Annotated in this window: 19 protein-coding genes; 6 read left to right on the forward strand and 13 right to left on the reverse strand. The window is 36.0% G+C overall.

Going from position 1 to position 23065, the window contains the following annotated elements:
- Nucleotides 1-6 precede the first annotated feature (6 nt).
- From GA0061081_RS03675 to GA0061081_RS03700, 6 genes are all read right to left on the reverse strand, one after another.
- The gene (locus tag GA0061081_RS03675) at nt 7-1758 is read right to left on the reverse strand and encodes a bifunctional alpha/beta hydrolase/class I SAM-dependent methyltransferase (protein ID WP_091347165.1); all 1752 of its coding nucleotides are present in this window, start codon (nt 1756-1758) and stop codon (nt 7-9) included.
- 13 nt (nt 1759-1771) lie between these two features.
- Nucleotides 1772-2380 carry a CDP-alcohol phosphatidyltransferase family protein gene (locus tag GA0061081_RS03680; RefSeq protein ID WP_091347167.1) on the reverse strand — a complete coding sequence of 203 codons (609 nt, stop codon included), beginning with the start codon at nt 2378-2380 and terminating at the stop codon, nt 1772-1774.
- Between the two features lie 309 nt (nt 2381-2689).
- Entirely contained in the window at nt 2690-3412 is a 723-nt protein-coding gene (locus GA0061081_RS03685; protein ID WP_091347169.1) for an epoxyqueuosine reductase QueH, read from the reverse strand.
- Between the two features lie 257 nt (nt 3413-3669).
- Nucleotides 3670-4863: an ABC transporter permease gene (locus GA0061081_RS03690; RefSeq protein WP_091347171.1), complete on the reverse strand. Its 1194-nt coding sequence runs from the start codon at nt 4861-4863 to the stop codon at nt 3670-3672.
- Nucleotides 4860-6020, reverse strand: coding sequence for an ABC transporter permease (locus GA0061081_RS03695; protein ID WP_091347173.1), 1161 nt, complete (start codon nt 6018-6020; stop codon nt 4860-4862). The genes GA0061081_RS03690 and GA0061081_RS03695 overlap by 4 nt, the downstream gene beginning before the upstream one ends.
- A 45-nt stretch (nt 6021-6065) precedes the next feature.
- Nucleotides 6066-7043, reverse strand: a complete 978-nt coding sequence (locus GA0061081_RS03700) for an HlyD family secretion protein (RefSeq protein ID WP_091347174.1) — start codon at nt 7041-7043, stop codon at nt 6066-6068.
- Nucleotides 7044-7324: 281 nt separating this feature from the next.
- On the opposite strand from GA0061081_RS03700, the gene GA0061081_RS03705 reads away from it, so the two are divergent.
- The gene (locus GA0061081_RS03705) at nt 7325-8773 is read left to right on the forward strand and encodes an EmmdR/YeeO family multidrug/toxin efflux MATE transporter (RefSeq protein WP_209435352.1); all 1449 of its coding nucleotides are present in this window, start codon (nt 7325-7327) and stop codon (nt 8771-8773) included.
- Between the two features lie 38 nt (nt 8774-8811).
- Here GA0061081_RS03705 and guaA read toward each other — a convergent pair whose 3' ends face one another.
- Nucleotides 8812-10395: a glutamine-hydrolyzing GMP synthase gene (gene guaA / locus GA0061081_RS03710; protein WP_091347176.1), complete on the reverse strand. Its 1584-nt coding sequence runs from the start codon at nt 10393-10395 to the stop codon at nt 8812-8814.
- A gap of 256 nt (nt 10396-10651) precedes the next feature.
- Here guaA and GA0061081_RS03715 point away from each other — a divergent pair, with 256 nt between their 5' ends.
- Both GA0061081_RS03715 and GA0061081_RS03720 read left to right on the forward strand, forming a co-directional pair.
- Nucleotides 10652-11083 carry an SRPBCC family protein gene (locus tag GA0061081_RS03715; protein ID WP_091347178.1) on the forward strand — a complete coding sequence of 144 codons (432 nt, stop codon included), beginning with the start codon at nt 10652-10654 and terminating at the stop codon, nt 11081-11083.
- 3 nt (nt 11084-11086) lie between these two features.
- The gene (locus tag GA0061081_RS03720; protein ID WP_085246561.1) at nt 11087-11554 is read left to right on the forward strand and encodes a MarR family winged helix-turn-helix transcriptional regulator; all 468 of its coding nucleotides are present in this window, start codon (nt 11087-11089) and stop codon (nt 11552-11554) included.
- A gap of 222 nt (nt 11555-11776) precedes the next feature.
- Here GA0061081_RS03720 and pta read toward each other — a convergent pair whose 3' ends face one another.
- Both pta and GA0061081_RS03730 read right to left on the reverse strand, forming a co-directional pair.
- Nucleotides 11777-13927, reverse strand: a complete 2151-nt coding sequence (gene pta, locus GA0061081_RS03725; protein WP_091347180.1) for a phosphate acetyltransferase — start codon at nt 13925-13927, stop codon at nt 11777-11779.
- A 66-nt stretch (nt 13928-13993) separates the two neighbouring features.
- A complete protein-coding gene (locus GA0061081_RS03730; RefSeq protein ID WP_091347182.1) occupies nt 13994-15199 on the reverse strand; it encodes an acetate kinase in 1206 nt (401 codons plus the stop codon).
- Nucleotides 15200-15394: 195 nt separating this feature from the next.
- Between GA0061081_RS03730 and yfbV the strand changes: the two genes are divergently transcribed.
- From yfbV to cysK, 3 genes are all read left to right on the forward strand, one after another.
- Complete coding sequence (yfbV, locus tag GA0061081_RS03735; protein ID WP_167349291.1) at nt 15395-15847, forward strand: terminus macrodomain insulation protein YfbV; 453 nt, start codon at nt 15395-15397, stop codon at nt 15845-15847.
- Nucleotides 15848-15862: 15 nt separating this feature from the next.
- Nucleotides 15863-16369 (forward strand): primosomal replication protein PriC, encoded by a 507-nt coding sequence (priC, locus tag GA0061081_RS03740; RefSeq protein ID WP_091347186.1) that lies wholly within the window; start codon nt 15863-15865, stop codon nt 16367-16369.
- Between the two features lie 280 nt (nt 16370-16649).
- On the forward strand, nt 16650-17615 hold the full coding sequence (gene cysK / locus GA0061081_RS03745; RefSeq protein WP_091347187.1) for a cysteine synthase A: 966 nt from the start codon (nt 16650-16652) through the stop codon (nt 17613-17615).
- 95 nt (nt 17616-17710) lie between these two features.
- Here cysK and ruvB read toward each other — a convergent pair whose 3' ends face one another.
- From ruvB to dnaX, 4 genes are all read right to left on the reverse strand, one after another.
- Nucleotides 17711-18715 (reverse strand): Holliday junction branch migration DNA helicase RuvB, encoded by a 1005-nt coding sequence (ruvB, locus tag GA0061081_RS03750; protein ID WP_091347189.1) that lies wholly within the window; start codon nt 18713-18715, stop codon nt 17711-17713.
- A gap of 13 nt (nt 18716-18728) precedes the next feature.
- Nucleotides 18729-19337 carry a Holliday junction branch migration protein RuvA gene (gene ruvA / locus GA0061081_RS03755; RefSeq protein ID WP_091347191.1) on the reverse strand — a complete coding sequence of 203 codons (609 nt, stop codon included), beginning with the start codon at nt 19335-19337 and terminating at the stop codon, nt 18729-18731.
- A gap of 177 nt (nt 19338-19514) precedes the next feature.
- Nucleotides 19515-19853 (reverse strand): YbaB/EbfC family nucleoid-associated protein, encoded by a 339-nt coding sequence (locus GA0061081_RS03760; protein WP_091347193.1) that lies wholly within the window; start codon nt 19851-19853, stop codon nt 19515-19517.
- Nucleotides 19854-19884: 31 nt separating this feature from the next.
- Nucleotides 19885-22056, reverse strand: coding sequence for a DNA polymerase III subunit gamma/tau (gene dnaX / locus GA0061081_RS03765; RefSeq protein WP_091347195.1), 2172 nt, complete (start codon nt 22054-22056; stop codon nt 19885-19887).
- Nucleotides 22057-23065: the final 1009 nt, after the last annotated feature.

Below are 23065 nucleotides of genomic sequence, written 5' to 3' on the forward strand. Positions count from 1 at the left end.
GAATAATTATTTAATTCTTTGCGCTAGTGATACTGTAAAAATGCCCCACTGATCAATACGCATTGTAATTTTTTTAAAACCAGCAGCTGCAACTAACTGATCCATTTCAAGTTGAGTTCGTCTTCGCATAATCCAAGATTGACCATCACGATGTGATGTTAATGCTCTTGCTATAAATTCTAATTGTGGATGCCATGGTTGATTGGTATAAATTAAATATCCTCCTTCTGGTATTGACTCAGCAAGACCTGATAGAGAATCGCATAGCAACTGGTTATCACTAAACAGTTCATACAAACCAGATACAACAGCCAAAGTGGGGTTAGGTGATAATTGAGTTAGTTGCTCTCGACTAAAAGCATCACCTTTTTCAAAGCGAGCTATATTAGCTAAACCTTTTTCTGCTATTAATGCTTGGCCTTGTTGTACATTCATATCGCTATAATCTCGTAATAATACCGAATTAGGCTTATTTGTGATTTGATTGACTGTTTCTAAAATATATCGACCGTGCCCTGCTGCTATATCCACAATATCAACAGAACGATTATGCTCATAAAGTTTATTAATAGCCAGTTTTAATAATTCTTCAAGATGTGCTTTACGTTGCCGAATTCCACGCCAACCTATAGATTGTAAATAAATATAATCAAAAAAACGTCCTAGTTTTGATGTTCCTGATGGCTCATTGCGATAAACATAATCAAGCGTACTACCCGAATCAAAACCAGTATCAAAACCAAGTTTAATTCCATCAGAGAGTTTACTTGCATATTTTAAATTGGCTTTAATAAACTTCCAATATAATGGCTTAATCCAACCCGATGGTGGCATTGTTAAATTATCCGCCTCTTGCCTTGTATAACCAACACGATCTGCATTAACTAGTGATGGGGTACTTAGTTCATTGGCAAAACAACCAACAATAAATCGTCTTGCCCGCTCAATAGCAAACTTTCGATCTTTTTCACCAAAAGTATCATGATAAAAATCAGGCAATATATGAAACTCTTTTTGTTCGGTACCTAAATTATCATAAAATTGTTTTTGTGGTTTACGCCTTACCACATAATCTGAACCCGAGACCAATAACTGTGTTGGAACCCTAATGGCATTGGCATCTTTAACAATACGATCGGACACTGCATATAAATCAAGAAGTAATCGAACCGATATTGGTCGAGTAATTAATGAGTCTTGAGTAAATGATTCCGCACGCTCCGTATCATGTGTTAACAATTTAGGTTTAACATAGCTATTAACAAAAAAATTACCTTTTAAATTATATAATAATTTTAACCCTGGTACGGCGAGTGGAACATATAGCTTAACACTAAATGCTGGTGATCCTAAAATCAATGCGCGAATATTGGGTACATAATCATGTACCCAAGCTGATGCAATCACTGCACCAACACTTTGGGCAATAATGGCGATATCTTCTTGATTAAGCCCATACTCATGGATGATATGCTCAATAAAACAGTTAGCATCTTTAATTAATGTTGCAAAATTAGGGGCATCACCACGCTCGCCTTCCGATTTTCCATTACCTCTGGCATCCCAAGCAAATATCTGATAATCGGGTAGTTCTAATTCCTCAGCTAAGTGCGCCATGCGCCCTGAATGTTCATGTCCTCGATGAAAAAGCACAATTGCTTTAGAAAGATCTGTATTACTATCAACAGCAGGCCAATAGCGATAAAATAGCTGACACCCATCGTGACTAATAAAGGTTTTTTGTTGCTGTTGGCGCATGTTCTTCTCCTTGTTATTTGTTTGCTTCTTGCATACCTTTTCGGACTCGGTTAATGACTGTATAAATAAGTAAAAAACTGATAATCCATAGCAGTGCATTGATCCAACTTAAAGGTAATAGATAAGTTGCAATACCTAAACTTATCATCCCCAAAATAAGCGCACGATCACTTTTCCCCATCGGTCCATCATATCGTCTTGATGCACCAATCATCACACCTAAAATACCACTATATTCCGTTAAAAACGACAGCAGAACTACAAAAATAACTAAATAAATATTTACATCAACTAGTTGCGTAAAAATAAGTAACAGTGCACAGTCAGAAATCACATCACAAATTTCATTCAAATAAGCACCTAAGTTTGATTTTTGGTTGTATTCTCGGGCCAACATTCCATCAATAGCATTAAGTGCCATACGAATAAACATCCATAAAGGAATCAAGCCAAAAATCCATTGATATGATGCCAACAGTCCAACGATAAAAGCAATCACAACAGAGCCTAAACAAGCAAATAAGGTTACTTGGTTAGCTGTAATATTGGATTTATAAAGACGATCTGTATATGGACGGAGTAATGATTGAAATTTGGGTTTTAATTGATAAATTGATAACATCTACGTTCCTGTCGTCAAACCGACTGCTGTAATTAAATTTGAAAAACAATCTAACTATATCATTTTATAAGAATTAAACAATGCACAGTGATTGTGTATTGTTTAAATAAGGAAGCATAAAATATAAATAACTTATGAAAACGGCTAGCTGGTGATCCCAACTGGTATGAAATTTGGTATATATAAGTATTATTAAATCACACACTTATGGACCTTTATATCGCATCAGCAAGATCAACACAATGACACAAGGTTTTTAGGTAATATATACTTTTGAGTATATATTACCAGATTAAATATGTTAATCGTTTAAAGACTACTTTTGGCTAAACCTTGCTTAGCAATTGTAATCACATTTTTTAAATCAACACCTTGTGCTTTCGCTGCAAAAATACAGCCACAATAACATTGTCGATAAACATCGTACTCTTTGCAAAGTTCGATAGAACGTTTATAACCATTATTTTTTTTAAAATCAGAAGGAAGGTAATTGACCGAGAAGATTTCTTGGATTTCAAACCCCAATTCATTAATTTTTTGGCTATTTTTTTTAGGACTAAGGGTTAATGCACTAGCAAAATAATCAAAACCCAGCTCTTGAGCTTTAATTGCAGCTAAATCCAAGCGCATTTTATAACAAAGATGACAACGCTCACCACCTTCGGGCGCATCACGCAAATGTTCGACTTGTTTAATAAATTCTGCAGGCTGATAAGGAGCTTCTAAAAACTGAACGTTATTACCCGTTTTTTCATTAAAATCAGCAATAAACTTTTGTTGCACTACGCTACGATATTCGTACTCAACACGCGGATGAATATTAGAGTTAGCAAAATAGATTGTAATATCGGCATACTGCGCCAAATATTCTAAAACATAAGTACTACATGGTGCACAACAGCTATGAATCAGTAGCTTAGGTCGAACTTCTCCCGATTGCCAATCAGCAATGACTTCTTTTAGAACAGAATCGTAATTAACTTTATTATGTGGATTTAATTTATCAAGAATAGTTTTAGCATTAATTAACATGAGGACTCATTTATTTGTTATTTTAGTGAATAAAGCCTTTATGGCTGGCTATAATATAATGATATACATAACCCTTCAAGATGAGCGTTAAATTTTTATATTTATAGTTAATTATCAAAACTTAATTTAAGAAATTAGTTTATCGTCATAAAGTTGAAATGATAAATTTATTAAAAAAAGCACCGCGCAAATCAATGCAAAACTTAGAAAGTACTTAATCAGCGCTGTGTTTTTATTTTGATTTAAACACAGTAATTTTAATTTTTTTCTTCTCTAATATATGCAGACATTGCCTTTTGAATGCAACGTTTTTCTAACATGAATGCGATACAAAAATAAACAATGGTTAATATCCATAAATGCCAATATTGTGCGCTAAATTCAGCAAAACTTGCCCCCATTTGATTTATTTTTACTGAACCTACTATAGCTGGTACGGCTGGAAATATATCGCCGATCAAGTGGAACAAAGGCGGCATTAATTCTTTTGGCCAAGATAGTCCTGTAACAAAAAATATAACCATACTTGTCGGTATAATTAAACAAAACACATCACTGACCGTATGGACAACATGTGATATCACTTTACCTAACAACGCCGTAGAAAAAATAAAAGGAATAATAAATGATAACGAAACTGAAAGATGGCTTAGTCGTGGTAACTCATACCAATAATTAGCAAATACGGTATAAATAATAAAATAGATTAAATAGAGTATTAAATAGGTCAATAATTTACCCGAAAGCAATAATAATGCTGAAGATGAAGCGTTATTCTGTTTTTTAATAAAATCTTGTTCAAAATTAGAGTTTTTGCTAAATAGACGACATAAAATACTGCCAATAAGTAATGTTTGATATAAGATCAAAATAAAAGCGGCAGGAATAATATAGGTTGCATAACCAGATTGAGGATTAAATAAGCTAATCAACTGGGAATTAAACGGCGAAACATTATTAGTCGCTACTGCAGGATCAACACCTTGAGCTATCTTTCGAGAAATTGAAATATTAGCGCCAAAATTACTAGCAACAGTATTAATAGCGGTTGCAACATTACTATAAATCAAAATATAGCTAGCATCACCATAATACAAAACGGGGCTCGTTTTCCCCTCTAAAATATGTTGCTGAAAACGATAAGGTACTAGTATTGCACCATATATTTTACGTTCTTCAATCTGCTTTTTAGCAGTTTGTAAATCCGCAATATGCAAATCTATTTTAATCGATTTATTGGCATCCATTTGCCTTATTAGCTCTCGACTATAGTTGGAATTATCTTGGTCAATAACGGCAATGGGCACATCTCGTATCGCTTCATTTAAGTAAGGTTGTGGATAAAAGAAAAAATAGATAAAAATCCCAACAAACATAACGCTAACTATCGCTTTAGTTTGGAAAATACGTTTTAATTCATCATAGGAAATTAATAGTAAAGATTTAATCATATTAACCGCCTACGGATTTTTCGTAAATGGAGAGTAATAAGCGCGACAACAACGCTCAATTGGATCAATAAATAAACAAATGGTTCTAATGAAGTTATTATACTTGGTGCTCTTAATGTTTGATCTAAACGAATCTCTATATACCACGTCACTGGTAATAAAGCACCCCAAATATAAGCAAAAGTATTCATTGCAAGACGAGGGAAAATAAGCCCTGTAAATCCAAAACATGGAGATGCAACTAAGCTTGCACTACCATAAGCTTGCGCTAGTGTTGAACCTGTTAAACCAAAGAAAACACCATATAAACATGAAGTTAAAATAAATCCCATTCCTCCAAGTAGAAGCAATACAAAATGCCCATTTAGTGGTAGATGAAAATAAGTGATTAAAATAATATCGAATAAACTGAGGCAAAATAAAAAATAGCAAAAATAAGGAAGAATACGTCCCGATAGAAAAATTAAAATATTATGATTAGCCAATTGAAACGTTTTTTGATAACTTGTTACATCAAAGCGGTCACGAGTAATACTTGTTACCATTGCCATCATAATAATTATTTGCAAAATAGTGGGAATGATACCGCTAATTAAGGTATATAGGTAATTTAAGGTTGGATTATATAGTGGATGTAAACTTGTTGGGACAGTTTGCATTTGGCTTTCCGCCACAGGTGCCGCAATCCCCTTTTCTAACAAACCTTGCAAGACTATTTGGCTATTTGCCGTTTTCAATGCAGAACTCATAGCTCGGAAAATAATCGTACCAGCAGACATATATTGGTTATTATAAAAAGCCACAACTTCTGGTTGATGACCAGCTATAAGGTCTTTTTCAAACTCTGGCTGAATAAAAAGTACTGCATAAACATCTCCCTTAATCAAAGCATGTTTAGCAGAAGAAAGATCTTGATAACGTTTAGCTACTTGTAACTGCGGTGAAGCAGCAACTTGTTGGATCAATAAACGTGATGATTTAGTTGTATCTTGATCAACAACAGCGATAGGTACCTGAGTAATAATGCCAGCATGGTACATGTAAAGAAATAAAAAAATAAATAATAAAGGATAGATGAAAACCAGTAAAAACAAAAAGCGTTGTTTTATTAATTTACTCAGTTCCCACCTAATCACTTTTAATAGCGAATTAGACATCAATGCCGTTTCCTTTTGTGTAAAATCGCCACCTGAGTGATTATTTTAATGAGATTGCCATTTTGTTGTGACACTCATTCCCGGACGAAGACCAGATACTTTATTGATCGGTTTAGCGCGCATTTCAAAAGTTTTCAGATCAAAATCTCCTGTTGCTTTAGTCGCTTGCCAATTAGCATATTGACCTAATGCATTTAATACAGTGACTTTAACATCAATAATTTGGTTATTTAATGCTGGTACCTTTACTTGAAACGTATCACCGACTTTAAGATTTCCCAGTAAATCTTCACGAATATTAAAGGTAAACCAAATATCATTTAAATCAATAATAGAATAAAGTGGCGTTCCTGGACTATACAATTGCCCTGTTTCGGCAACACGAGTCGTAATTTGACCACTAATAGGGGAAACTAAAGTCAATTCATTTACATCCGCTTTTACCTGAGATAAAGCGGCTTCAGACTGTTCTACCTGTGCATCAGCTAATTTTTTCTGTTCTATACTACTACCATTTTCGGCTAATTCTAAATTAGCTTTAGCTGCTTCATGAGCTTTAATTGCCGCTTGATATTGATTGAAAGATTCATCATAACTCTGTTTTGAAACCGTTCCATTTTTAGCTAAGCGATCAATTCGTTCATAGCTTGTTTGTGCTAAAACTAAATCAGACTTTGCTTTATCTAACTGCGCCTTTTGTACATCAATAGTTTCTGGCCTAGTACTATAAGTATTATCACGGCTCGCCATTGCTACTTTTAACTGTGCTTCTGCGGTTGTTAGTTGAGCTAATAATGCTGGACTTGAAAGGGTAAGAAGAGTATCGCCTTGTTTAACATCATCGCCGACATCATAATTAAACTGAATTACTCGACCTTGCACTCTGGCGGCGACATCGACACGGTTAGATTCAACCTCACCTTGTAATATAATCGTACTAGGTTGATTAGCAAGATATATAATGATAACCAAAGCAATAACAGCAATGATCGCTATAATCAAAGAAAGACGTTTTTTATGCATAAATTATATTTATAAATGATTAGAATAGAACGAGAATAAGATTATTGGCAATAATATAAAGCCAAATATGAAATTACGCAATAAAATATAGCGTTATATGTGTTAGCAATTTAAAAAAAACATTTATTTTTAGTTAATTTTGAATTATTAATATTTAAAAGACCAACATTAAATTATTTATCAACCAATTCCAAATGTATTTTTTAAGCATAAATTTATTTCTGTTAAATAATAGCGTTATAATAAATAGCATATTTTAATGTATAAATTTAGGCCTTAAATTGAATGTTGAAATTATTAGCCGCTTAAAAGAATTTCAAATATATAAAAAAAGACATTCAAATAATGTACTCTTATGGCGAGAAATTTACCCTTTAGCCATTCCTATACTCATTGAAAACCTATCAGTTATATTAATGGGTATTTTTAGTACATTTTTAGTTAGCTGGATAGGCAAAGCCGAGATGGCTGCCGTAGGTCTAGCTGAAAGCTTTAATATGATTATCATGTCATTTTTTATGGCTGTGGCGCTTGGAACATCGGTAGTTGTTGCCTTTAGCCTTGGACGTCACAACCGAAAAAAAGCCGTTGTTGCCGCCAGACAGTCCATTTCATTACTCATTATTATCTCAATTTTATTATTTATTCTTATCGAATTTTCAGGATATTGGATAATTGAAATTATCGCAGGTCAAGCCGAGGCCAATGTTAAAGAATTGTCATTAACCTTTCTTAGATTAACTGTATTAGGTTACCCTGCACTAGCCTTTATTTTGATTGGTTGCGGTGCATTGCGTGGAGCAGGAAATACTAAACTACCCATGTATTTAAACATTATCATGAATATCTTAAATTTATTGATAAGTTATGTATTAATCTACGGTATATTTGATTGGCAAGGGTTAGGATTTATTGGTGCAGGTATTGGCTTAACTATATCACGTTATTGCGGTATGTTTTTTATATTACTAGTATTAACGATCAAACCAAGCCGAGCACTTTTTATCCCTTTTAGAAGCTACTTTCATTCGTTTAATGCAAAAATTCTTATTGATATATTAAGCATCGGTTTACCTGCAAGTGTTGAATCGGTAATGTTTAATATAGGCAAACTACTAACCCAAACCTTTGTAGCAGGAATGGGTACATCAACCATAGCCGCTAACTTTATTGCGTTTTCAATCGCAGGCTTACTTAATTTGCCTGGAGGCACTTTAGGTGCCACATCTACGATCATCGTCGGTAAGCGCATAGGTATGGGACAAATATATCAACCAACTAGACAACTCACATTTATCTTTCATTTAACTAATTTTCTATTATGCCTTCTAGCTTTTTTATCAATACCTTTTGCGGGATTATTAAGCTCACTATACACCAACGACCAAGAAGTTATTGACATAGCCAAACACCTGCTATGGTTTAATGCTCTATTCACCCCATTTTGGGCATCTTCGTTTGTCTTGCCATACGGCTTTAAGGGTGCAAAAGATGCCAGCTATACCATGTGGATAGCAATAGGCAGCATGTGGATGTGCCGAATTGTAGTTGGATATCTTTTAGGGGTTTATTTTTCATTTGGTGTGATAGGTGTTTGGTTTGGTATGTTTATTGATTGGATAATCAGAAGCCTATTCTTTTATCATCGATTAGTCAGTGGGAAATGGCTCTGGCGCTATAAAAAACAAGATAGAGAACTTTTATCTCAAGAAATAAAAAGCCTTGATTAACAAAGCTTTTTATAAAATATATCTATTTTAAAATTGAATCACTCCCATTCAATGGTAGCTGGCGGTTTTCCACTTATGTCATAAACTACTCGCGAAATACCATTAACTTCATTGATGATGCGATTGGATACACGACCAAGAAAATCATAAGGTAAATGAGCCCAATGAGCGGTCATAAAGTCAATAGTTTCAACCGCTCGCAGTGAAACGACCCAGTCGTATTTGCGACCGTCACCCATTACACCAACCGAGCGTACAGGTAAAAATACGGTAAAGGCTTGGCTGACTTTGTGGTATAAGTCTGCCTTATATAGCTCTTCAATAAAGATGGCATCGGCTTTGCGTAATAAGTCGCAATACTCTTTTTTAACTTCACCAAGTACACGCACACCTAAGCCGGGTCCTGGGAATGGGTGACGATAAAGCATGTCATAAGGTAGCCCAAGTTCTAAGCCAACTTTGCGTACTTCATCTTTGAATAATTCGCGTAATGGTTCAACTAAGCCCATTTTCATATCTTCGGGTAAACCACCAACATTATGGTGTGATTTGATCACATGGGCTTTGCCGGTATCGGCTGCTGCCGATTCAATAACATCGGGATAGATAGTGCCTTGAGCTAGCCATTTTACATCTTTTAATTTTGCTGCTTCTTCATCAAATACAGCAACAAATTCACGCCCGATAATTTTACGTTTTGCTTCAGGATCTGCTTCACCTTTTAGTGCAGCTAAAAAGCGCTCTTCGGCATTTACTGCAATAATATTTAAGCCAAATTTATTACCAAACATATCCATAACTTGTTGTGCTTCGTTCAAGCGTAATAAGCCATGATCAACAAATACACAAGTTAACTGATCGCCAATGGCTTGATGCAATAGCAACGCTGTAACTGAAGAATCCACTCCACCTGATAAACCAAGTAATACTTTGTCATTACCAACCTGTTCTTTAATGCGCGCAATAGCATCAGTAATGATTGAAGATGGTGTCCAAAGTTTTTCGCAGTGACAGATATCAATCACAAAACGTTGCAATAACTCGAAACCTTTAACAGTGTGAGTCACTTCTGGGTGGAATTGAACACCATAAAATTGTTTTTCGTCATTAGCCATAATAGCAAATGGGCAAGTTTCAGTGCGACCAATCAGTGTAAAACAGTCAGGCAAGGCTGTTACTTTGTCACCGTGGCTCATCCAAACATCAAGTTGATTAATGCCTTGTTCACTTGTACTATCCAATATGCCATCAGTTAATTTTGACGATCCAACAAGATCCACTTTAGCATAACCAAATTCACGTTGATTAGAGCCAGTGACTTGACCGCCCTTACCAACTTGAATTGCCATAGTTTGCATACCATAACAAATACCCAAAACAGGTACGCCGGCATTAAAGACATACTCGGGAGCACGAGGGCTATTAGCTTCTGTGGTACTTTCAGGACCACCTGATAAAATAATACCTTTAGGATTAAATTGTTTAATTTTTTCTTCTGATACATCCCACGGCCAAAGTTCACAGTACACACCAATTTCACGAATTCTACGAGCAATTAATTGAGTAACTTGTGAACCAAAATCGAGGATTAATATGCGCTGTTGGTGGATGTCTTTTTTCATCAATTTTATTCCTAAACTATGAACTAATACAAAATTAGGCTGATATTGTACCATTTACCACATAAATTGAGAGCATTAATTAAAAACAATTATAAATATTTTATATTATTAATAATGTTGAAATCATCTTATTACAAAATTCAATAACAAGGTCATCAAATTCACCTTGTAATAAGTCAACAAATCAAAAATTGAATTGTCTTTACTTAATTAATAAGTACACTTACAATAAGTTAACTTATTAAAAGGAGACGCTATGAATACCATTTCAATTTCTTTCATATTACCAACCAAAGCTAAACCAACTCAAATTTGGCAATACTATACTGATCTTAATTTAAGAAAATTATGGGAAACTGATCTTGAAGACTTTCGTATATTTGGTGACTTAAAAACAGGGGCTAAAGGTATTTTCAAATTACAAAATATACCGGAAATGGAAGTGACTTTATCAAAGATTATTGATGAGCAAGAATTTACAGAACAATTTGATATGCCTGAAATAGGTTTACTGTTTTTCTCACATCAAATTATTGAAATATCGCATAATCAATATGCTTTAAAATCAGAAATTTCTCTAAAACCGGATTCAAAAATGGATACTAAAGCATCCTATGATTTTATAAAACAGATTTCAGATGATATTATTGATAAAACTTACAAATTAAATGGCTTAGTTGAAGGGTAAATTATGACAAAGGACAATAAGTTTTTAACTCAATTCCAAACTGATTCTGAATCTATTGGTTTTGTTTTTATGAAAACTTATTCGTCCTGGCATACGAATATCAAAAATTGCTTGAAAAAACAGTCTATCACTCATCCTCAATTTATAGTGCTTGCAACGCTTGCTTATCTATCACAGCAACCAGACGAAATAACACAAGTTATTTTATCAAATAAAACAAATATCGATGTGATGACAATTTCCCAAATATTAGAAAATTTAGAAAAAAAGGATTATATAAAGCGCTCTTGCTCAATTAAAGATAGTCGAGCAAAATCCATTCAATTAACCCAAAAAGGATTGAATAAAGCAAATGAAACTGTACCTTTGGTTGAACAGATAGATAAAGATTTTTTTTCAACATTACAAGGTGATAAAGAACAATTTATGAAAATGTTATTAACCCTATTAAAAACCAACATGGAGGGATAAAATCATTTATAAATTTTTATTATTTATTGTTTTTATCAACTTTGAATGCTTGGACTTGACTTAAAATAAGTTTTTGAAGAACTCATCACAAATTTCTAGCACAAAATACTTTAAAACTCAATCGCTATAACTCAAGCATTTAAAACTCATTACTTGGCTAAATTTAATAAAAAAAGGTGATATTGCATCACCTTTATCTATAGTTAAAACGTTTTGCTAAATTTATTTTGCAGCGTTTTGTTCTTGTGCTGATTGAATTGCGGTTAATGCAATAGTGTAGACAATATCATCAACTAATGCACCACGAGACAAATCATTCACAGGTTTACGCATACCTTGTAGCATTGGACCAATCGAAACAAGATCAGCTGAACGTTGTACAGCTTTATAAGTAGTATTACCCGTATTAAGATCAGGGAAGATAAATACTGTTGCTTTACCTGCTACTTGTGAATTTGGTGCTTTCGATTTTGCTACATCAGGCATTACCGCAGCATCATATTGCAATGGACCGTCGATCATAAGATCTGGACGTTTTTCTTGAGCAATGCGAGTTGCTTCTTTCACTTTCTCAACATCAGCACCTTGACCTGAACTACCTGTTGAATAAGAGATCATTGCAACGCGTGGTTCAATACCAAAGGCGATTGCTGTATCAGCTGATTGAATCGCAATTTCTGCCAATTCTTGCGCATTTGGATCTGGATTAATTGCACAGTCACCATAAATATACACTTGATCAGGCATTAACATAAAAAATACTGATGAAACAAGTGAACTACCTGGTGCAGTTTTAATTAATTGTAATGGTGGACGGATAGTATTAGCCGTTGTATGCACAGCACCTGACACTAACCCATCAACTTCATTTGCTTCAAGCATCATTGTACCAAGTACTACATTATCAGCTAATTGCTCACGAGCAATCACTTCTGTCATACCTTTATTTTTACGTAATTCAACTAAACGAGGTACATATTTTTCACGAATTAATTCAGGATCAACAATTTCAACACCTTGACCTAAACTCACGCCTTGAGAAGCGGCAACTTTACGCACTTCGTCCGGATTACCAATCAATACGCATTTAGCGATATTACGCTCAGCACAAATTGCAGCTGCTTTAACTGTTCTTGGTTCATCACCTTCTGGTAATACCACTACTTTTTTCGCATTACGTGCAAGTTCAGTTAATTGATAACGGAATGCAGGTGGCGACAGACGACGTGCAGAATTCACCACTTCATTTAATGATTTAACCCATTTAGCATCGATATGGTCAGCCATATAATTTTGGGTGTTTTCCATACGCTCTTTATCATCAACAGGAATTTCTAAATTAAATTGTTGTAAGTTAATCGACGTTTGGAAAGTGTTAGTTTTAACTGTAAATACAGGTAACCCTGTATCAAAAGCAGGTTGGCATAATTTTGCGATTTTTTCGTCGATTTCGTAACCACCGGTTAAAAGCACACCACCAATAGCTACACCATTCATAGCTGCTAAACTAATCGTCACTAATACATCAGCGCGATCAGCAGAGGTCACTAACAGTGCATTTGGTTGTAAATGACTAATAATGTTAGGCACACTACGTGAGCAGAAAGAGATATGTTTAATGCGGCGGTTTTTGATATCACCTTCATTAATAATTTTTGCGTCAAAATGTTTTGCAATATCAATAGAACGACAAGCACTTAAATCCATATTCCAAGGAATACATCCAAGTACTGGCAATGGGCTATGTGCATTTAAATCATCGATAGTGATTTTTTTATCATCAAACTTAGGGGTGTGATAAATTTCAGCAACATCAGGACGAGCAAGGCTTTGTTCTTCAACTGGCGCATTGACTTTATTAACAATCACACCAACGATTTTTTCGTTTTTAATGCCGCCAAAATTAGAACGAGCAATCTCAATACGATCTCTAAGTTGTTCAGGCGTATCTTTACCCATGTTGACCACAAAAATAATTTCGGCACCAAGAGTTTTAGCGATATTATTATTAAGCTCATTGGCAAAAGGATAATCTGATGTTGGTACAATGCCTTCAACCAAAACAACATCAGCGCCTTTCGTGTTTTCAGCATAAAGGGCTACGATCTCTTCCATTAACACATCTTGTTGATTTAAACCTAATAGGTTTTCAACATGGCTCATTTTAAGCGGTTTTAGTGTTGGAATTGAAGTATTATGACTAACTAAAGTTGTCGTATTGTCTGGCGCATCGCCACCCGCTCTAGGTTGTGCTACTGGCTTGAACACGTTTAAGTTAATACCTTGACGCTCCATAGCTCGAATAACACCAAGACTCACACCAGTTAACCCGACATTGGTACCAGTTGGAATGAGCATAATAGTACGAGACATAATTGTTACCTCTTAATTCTTTATTGTATAAAAACAAACCGCCATTTAGGCGGTTTTAAATATTTATTACGCAGTTAGACGCGCAGCATCTTGAGCGATGACTAGTTCTTCATTGGTTGGAATTACCATCGCAATAGCAGAACCATCTTTAGTGATTGTGCCACCTTTACCAAAACGAGCTGCTAAGTTACGCTCTTGATCAAGTTCAAAACCTAATATACTTAATTTGTTAAGTGCCATACGACGAACTTCTTCAGAGTTTTCACCAATACCACCAGTAAAGATGATAGCATCTAAACGACCGTCTAAAAGCATTGCATAACCACCAATATATTTAACTAAACGGTGAACAAATACATCTAAAGCATTTTTAGCATTTTCATCTGTTTCGTAATGATCTGTAACATAACGACAGTCACTACTTACACCCGTTAAACCTAATAAACCTGATTTTTTGTTTAAAAGATTATTAATATCCGCAACAGACATTTTTAAATTGTCATGTAAAAAGAACATAATAGCAGGATCGATATCACCACTTCGTGTACCCATGACTAAACCTTCAAGTGGTGTTAGGCCCATTGAAGTTTCAACACATTTACCGTTTTTAACTGCAGTGATTGATGCACCATTGCCTAAGTGACAAGTGATCACATTAGTTTCTTCAACTGGTTTATTTAACAATTTGGCAGCTTGTTGGCTTACATAATAGTGACTAGTACCATGTGCACCATAACGACGGACACCATGTTTTGTATATAATTCGTTCGGAATCGCATATAAATATGCTTCTTTTGGCATTGTGGTATGGAAAGCTGTATCAAATACCGCCACGTTTTTATTTTTTAAGTGTGGAAACGCAGCAAACGCCTCGCGAATACCAATTAAATGCGCCGGATTATGTAATGGAGCAAAAGCAGCGGCATCTTCAATACCTTTTAATACTGAATCATCGATAACTACTGATTGAGTATATTTTTCACCACCATGAACAATACGATGGCCAATAGACTTAATACTATCTAATAATTCTGGTTTTTTTGGGAAGATACTATTAACAATAAATTTAATTGCTTCACTATGTGCAGCACCTGCACCTAAAGATGCTTCACCTTTAACGCCATCAAGTTTCCACTTAATACGTGCATCAGGCAGGTTAAAACATTCGGCTAATCCAGAAAGAAACTCATCACCGTTTTCAGGGTTTATAATAGCAAATTTTAATGATGAACTTCCGCAATTAAGAACAAGAGCGTTATTACTTGATGACATAGTAATTCCTATAGATTGAATAAAAAGATATATACCAATCAAAATTGGTAACTCTGCACATGATTTAAAAATCAATGTGACTACGCTAAGGTGACTTCTGATATCTTACTTTTTGAGATAGAATAAAAAGAGTCCCCAATTTGAATAGTACTATTTTAAGATAATAAGAAGTGAATGTCGAGGAGTCACAAAAATATGAATCTAATAAACACATATAAAGCTGGACAAAGGTATATGAAGCTTTGCCCGACAGATAAACAACTAGCACATTCATTTCCTGAAGTAAAAATCATTAACCACATAAAAACCGCAACTAAATACCTACCTCCTATCGTGATTAGTTTGCTGGTTTGGCAATATTACATGCCGGCACCAATTGCGGTCACAGCAATAACGATACTATTTACCTTAAGCCTGCCGCTACAAGGAATATTTTGGTTAGGTAAACGTGCCCTATCCCCCTTACCACTTAACTTAGTTGACTGCTATAATCAACTAAAAGGAAAATTAATTACTAAAAAAGTCATTGCCGAAAACGGTACCGAAGCCAACACATTAACATTTGAATCATTTATGAAAATCATAACATTAGCAAAATTGCACTTAGGCGATTATTTTGGTCAAGATAATGATACTTCCACCTTATAACAAAGACTAACAACAATGGCAAATTTACTCGCTACACTACAAAAGCAAATTGACCAATTAGAACAACAAGTTCATTTGGCAAACGAACAGAAATTTAAAGAGCCTTATTTTGACGAACAACTTTTTCATACCAATAAAATTGTAACGGATAAAACGTTTTACCTTGAAAAAATCAAACAAACGTATCACGCATTAGTTGCTAATATTGAATTAGAAAAAGTCGAACAAATTACTTTTTTATCAGAAACATTAGTCAACCAAATGGCGGCTCTGACGCGCGAACTTGCGACCCACAACTTGCGTCAAAAACAGCCCAAAACCATTATTGAAGAAACCCTAGCCCAAAAACACATGCGCCATTTAGATTATTTGCGCCGATTGCAAGAGATGAAATACGAGCTAGAACTATCGCAAGACGTCATTAACCAAAGCAAAATAGCCGCACTTGATAACCGAATTTACCGTTGTGAACAAGCTATTAAGAAGATTGAATTAGAGATGGAAAATGATGTTTCTGGATGAATTTAAAGAAAATTTAGATATTGCTCTTCAGGTTTAACCATCCGCTCATTAAATTATGCCTAAATAACTAAATTTCTACATTTTAATACAATTTAAATTAGGTAAAAAATACTATTAAGCACTATATAAAAAGCATAATTAGTTATGCTTATGACCAAAACGAATATTGTTATAATTATTAATTAGTACCATCTTTTTTCGTTCTATTTATAATAATAAGTATTATTAGCAATAACAACGTCATGCTATTTCCTTTATAGCAATTAACAAGGATTCTAATATGAGTAAAATATTTGATGATAATTCACAAACCATTGGTCATACGCCACTGGTTCGTTTAAAACATTTTGGTCATGGTAACATATTAGCAAAAGTCGAATCGCGCAACCCTAGTTTTAGTGTGAAATGTCGTATTGCTTCAAATATGATTTGGGATGCTGAAAAACGCGGTTTATTAACCTCTGATGTTGAATTAATCGAACCAACAAGCGGTAATACAGGTATTGCACTAGCGGCTGTTGCTGCTGCTCGTGGCTATAAATTAACATTAACCATGCCTGAAAGCATGAGCATAGAGCGCAGAAAGCTTCTTAAAGCCTTAGGTGCAAATTTAATTTTAACTGAAGCAGCTAAAGGGATGAAAGGCGCAATCGAAAAAGCCGAAGAAATTGTGGCAAGTGATCCTAAAAAAAACCTCATGCTACAACAATTTAGCAATCCAGCTAACCCAGAAATCCACGAAAAAACAACTGGCCCTGAAATATGGCAAGATACCGATGGTCAAATCGATATTTTTATTGCTGGTGTCGGAACAGGCGGTACATTCACTGGCGTAACGCGTTACATCAAAAAAACACAAGGCAAAAATATTACCGCAGTTGCCGTTGAACCGACCAATTCACCCGTCATTAGTCAAGCACTAGCAGGCGAGCCTATCAAACCAGGACCGCACAAAATTCAGGGTATTGGAGCTGGTTTTATTCCGACAAATCTTGATTTAAGTTTAATTGATATAGTCGAAAAAGTATCGAACGAAGACGCTATCGAAACAGCACGCGAATTGATGGAAAAAGAAGGCATATTAGCTGGGATATCATCGGGTGCTGCTGTTTTTGCCGCGGATCGCTTAGCTAAATTACCTGAAAATATCAATAAAACTATTGTGGTTATATTGCCGTCTTCTGGCGAACGTTATTTAAGTACCGATTTATTTAGTGGCATTTTTACTGAAAAAGAACTCGGTTAAGTCAAAATTAGCAATATAGCATCAGTAAATAAAAAAACGTGACTCATCTAATAGTCACGTTTTTTTATGAACCTTAAGTTTCTCACAACCTTAACCTAATTATCCTGAATAATGCCAAAATGGCGATACGCATGTGGTGTTGCGATTCTGCCACGAGGTGTTCGTTGAATATAACCTTGTTGAATTAAAAACGGCTCGAGCACATCTTCTATCGTTTCGCGCTCTTCACCAATGGCAGCGGCAATGTTATCTAATCCAACTGGACCACCCATAAACTTTTCGATAATAGCCAGCAACAATTTGCGATCCATATAATCAAAGCCCTCGTTATCAACATCAAGCATATCAAGTGCTTGAGTGGCAATTTTTTTGTCGATAACCCCTTTTGATTTTACATCAGCATAGTCGCGTACACGACGCAAAAGACGATTGGCAATTCGTGGTGTACCGCGTGAACGTTTAGCAATTAAATGTGCACCTTCGTCTGACAAATCCATACCCAAAAATTTAGCGCTACGACTAACAATATATTCCAAATCCTCAACCCGATAAAACTCAAGGCGCTGCACAATACCAAACCTATCCCGCAGTGGCGAAGTTAACGATCCGGCGCGAGTTGTTGCACCAATTAAGGTAAAGGGGGGAAGATCGATTTTGATCGAACGTGCAGCAGGACCTTCACCAATCATAATATCTAATTGGTAGTCTTCCATCGCGGGGTATAAAATTTCTTCAACGACAGGGGAAAGACGGTGGATTTCGTCAATAAACAGCACATCGTTAGGCTCTAAATTAGTCAGCATAGCCGCTAAATCACCAGCCTTTTCTAAAACAGGACCAGAAGTGGTGCGTAAATTGACATTCATTTCGTTCGCCACAATATTGGCTAAAGTTGTTTTACCAAGTCCTGGGGGGCCAAATATAAGTACATGATCGAGCGCATCACTACGTTGTTTAGCTGCTTGAATAAAAATCTTCATCTGCTCCCGCACTTGCGGTTGCCCAATATATTCGTCCAAACATTTAGGGCGAATAGCACGATCAAGTGATTCTTCTTCCTTTTGCGCCTGTGGGGCAATTAATCGATCCGCTTCAATCATAATAAATTCCTATTTATAATGCTGATTTTAAGGCTTCACGAATCAACGTTTCGCTATCCATATCTGGCTTGATGACTTTATTAATAATACGGCTAGCTTCTTGTGGTTTATAACCTAAAGCAATTAAAGCAGAAACGGCCTCGCCTTCAATTTGATTAGCTGATTTAAGAACGTTGCCTGTATCAACAATTGTACTAGCGCTTGATAATTGCTCTCCAAAACGCTTAATACGATCTTTCATTTCAACGATTAGCCGTTCAGCCGTTTTATTACCCACGCCCGGCAACTTAACTAAGGTTTTAATTTCGCCTTGTTCAACCGCACTAATAAATTGCGATGCAGACATACCCGACAAAATAGCTAATGCTAATTTGGGACCAACACCATTAACCTTAATTAGCTCACGAAATAACTCACGTTCCTGCTCTTGATTAAACCCATAAAGCACTTGAGCATCTTCACGCACAGCAAAATGAGTTAACACAATAACTTCCTTCCCGTTTTCAGGTAATTCATAAAAACAGGTCATCGGCATAAACACATTGTAACCGACTCCACCAACTTCAATCAGTACTTTAGGAGGTTGCTTTTCAATAATAGTGCCACGTAAACGACCAATCACAATATATCCTTAATAATAAAGCGTAATAATTAAGCAAATGATTAAAGTAGTTTACCTGATAGCAAAAAAATAATAAAGAAAAACTGTATAAATAGACAGGCATAATTAAAACATTGCCGAGTTGATTAACAAACTCGGCAATATAAAAGAGATAACTAACTAAATGAATGCGTTAACTTAAAACGGCATTTTAAAACCCGGTGGTAATTGCATGCCACCAGTTACTTGCGCCATTCTTTCTTTTTGTGCGTCATCTAAACGGCGAGCAGCATCGTTATAAGCAGCGGCAATAAGATCTTCTAACATCTCTTTATCGTCTTCTGCTAATAGTGATGGATCAATTTCAACACGTTTACAGCTATGCGTACCGTTAATAGTGACTTTAACCATACCCGCGCCCGACTCGCCAGTCACTTCTAATTTAGCGATCTCTTCTTGCGCTTGTTGCATTTTTGCTTGCATTTGTTGGGCTTGTTTCATTAAATTACCCAAGCCGCCTTTTCCACCTGAAAACATAATAATTCCTCGTTAAAAAATATAGCCACGATTATACAGGACGAACACTTGCTTCATCAATCTTGGCATCAAAATATCGGCAAATTGTTGCCACTTTTGGATCTTCGGCAATAGTTATTTTTGCCTGTGCTAGTTTTTGTTGATACAACTCTTCACGCATTTCGATTGGCGTCTTACGATTTTGATCATCATCAATAACAATCTTCACATCAAGCTCTTGATTGTGATATTTACAAAGTGCTTTTTTCACTTTAATCACATTCCCTGCCGAATTAATTAAGTGTTTAACTGCCGATCGCATATGCAACACTATCGTTCCATTATCTACTTGCTCAAAAGCGGAGTTAACCACAATTTGCTTAATCAAAGGCGACAAATCCAACTGCTCAATTTCAGCACACCATGCATCCTTTTGAGCCATTTCGGCAATCAATTTTTTGGTCATTTCGGGGGTCTTTTCACCATTAAGTGACTCTCGAAAAGCTTTTGTATCAACCACAATCTCTTCTTTCATAGCAATTAAGCCACTGGCTTGCCATTGATAATTTTCGGCTGTGATCTCTTCTTCCTCGTTCTCACAACTACCTTCATCGTTATCAGTATTGACTGACTCAACAGTTGCCGAGTTTTGTTTAATTCGTTCAAGTGATGCACTGACTACTGGAGTTTTGGGTTGAGCAACACTAGTCGCGCCAACCGCTTTAGACTTTTTTGGCTTTTGTTCCTCTTTCATCAACTGCATACGCATTTCTAAAATACTCTTAGTCACAGACGAAACATCTTCAGGAATCGCTACATCGCCAGTGGTTGATTTAATATTAGCCGTTTGCTCAACCTTTTGAGCTATAACAGACGACGTATCGCTTACTGGTTGCGAAGAATTTTGCAGTTGTTGTGATAAAGGCGAACTAAGATCTGATTGTTGCGCATTGACGGCTGGTGATGTAGTTTGCTCTGAGTAAGTAGCAGAGGTATTCTCAGGCTGAGCTACTTGTGGTGCACTGGTTGTTGGTGCAGGGTCAGCATACTGAGTTTGCGACTGCATTTGCCCTTGTGGCTTCGTATTGCTTTGGACAGAAACAGGACTAACTGAGACGGGGGGAATGACAGCATCAACCGCCTTAGGCATAAAAGCTAAAGCACGTAAAAAGCTCATTTCAACACCGATTTTTTTATCGGGAGCAAAAGCAAGCTCTTTACGACCCATCAACAAAATTTGATAAAACAACTGCACATCATTCGGCGACATATATTGTGCTAAAAAGCGGATACGGTCTTCGTTATCGGTATAATCACCTAATGCTGTTGGCACTACTTGTAATAACGCAATTTGATGCAACAAGGTAATGGTTTCGGCTAATAAATTATCCCAATCCGCTCCCTGCATAGCGGCCGCTTCGATTTGTTGCATTAGTGCATTACCATCACCATGATGCAATGCCTCAACAAACGAAAACGGAATCGATTTATCAAGCGTACCAAGCATAACCGCCACCGAATTAGCATCAATCATACCATTACCAAGAGCGATGGCTTGATCGGTCAAACTCAGTGCATCACGCATACTTCCATTAGCGGCTTTTGCCAACATTCCAATCGCTTTAGGTTCGCTACTGATTTTTTCTAACTGTAAAATATGAGCTAATTGTTTGCTGATTAGCGCTGTATCAAGCACATTTAAATGCAAATGCAAACAACGCGACAAAATAGTAATCGGCAATTTTTGTGGATCCGTTGTCGCCAATAAAAACTTAACATGCTCGGGTGGCTCTTCTAGAGTTTTTAGTAATGCATTAAAACTACTGCGTGACAACATGTGGACTTCATCAATCAAATAGACCTTAAAGCGCCCTTTGGTTGGCAAGTATTGAATATTATCAAGGATTTCACGAGTATCTTCGACCTTGGTACGCGATGCGGCATCAATTTCGAGTAAATCAACAAATCGCCCTTGCTCAATATCACGACAATTATCACAAACCCCGCAAGGCGTTGCAGTAATGCCAGTTTCGCAATTAAGCCCTTTAGCTAACAAACGCGCAATTGAGGTTTTACCCACCCCACGCGTGCCTGAAAATAAATAAGCATGATGAACGCGACCAAGTGATAGCGCATTAGACAAAATTTTAAGGACATGTTCCTGCCCCACAACTTCAGAAAATGATTTTGGTCGCCATTTGCGTGCCAGAACTTGATAACTCATAATCACCATAACTTATTGTCGTTGAATTTGACGATAATCATACCATAAACCAATAAAATAGTCTTTAAACTGCCGATAATTGATGCAATATTAAACAATATAAATTACCTCACAACGAGGGAAAGTTGTTTATTGGTGAATTAATTTAAATAAGGGGGATGTAGACAAGCTATTAGTAAAAAGTAGTAGTTAGTAGGTTATCAATACAAATCGATGGATTTTTTAAGTATTTGATTTTAATTTAAAAAAGGAAAACAAAAACTTCAATAAAATCAATACCTTTTCTGACCGATTTTTGGGCGGAAAATCAGGCCTTTTTTTGGGTTGGTGAATAGAATAAATTGGGTGCGCAGGTTTCGGACGTTTTGACCGTTGGTGAACAAAATAGCTACAGTGACAACGTCCGAGCTAAGGGAATTAGAGCGAATTCCCTTAGCAATCCCGCGCTTGGCTGCAGAATGTGGCCTACGGCTACCCTCCCCGCCGTCGCTCGGTCTTGACGCACCGGCTATTATCCGTTCCAGACGGAGAATAGCCTCGCCAAACGTCCTGTTTGGCGTGCTAACCTCGCTCTGTTGTCGGCACATTCTGACGCCGGAATAAGACAAATAACATAACCATCTTCTTGGGAAGATATTATGTTATTATAATTATGTCGTTGATTTTATTTAAATTAAACGCCTACACGGCGTTAAGGACAGATAATAATTCTGAGTAATAAACTGGGGTTTTCTAAACCGCCTATACGGCATTAAGGTAGAGCTTAAGATTTGATAAATCTTGCTGTATAAAGATAAACAACAATTTTGGTTTTGAAAACCCTTTTTTTGAGGTGTTTTTTAAATTGTTGATTTTATTTAATTTTAAATTGTCGTTAAAAAAAGGGTTTGGAGCGGTTAATTTGCTGTTATTAGGGTGCTATTTGTGGTTTTGTTGATTTGTTGTATGTCGGCGCTTTGCTTAGGTTGTGTATGCGGTTGATTTTCCTTGAAAATACAAAATAAAAACT

Source organism: Gilliamella bombicola, from assembly GCF_900094945.1.
Taxonomy (GTDB): Bacteria; Pseudomonadota; Gammaproteobacteria; order Enterobacterales; family Orbaceae; genus Gilliamella; species Gilliamella bombicola.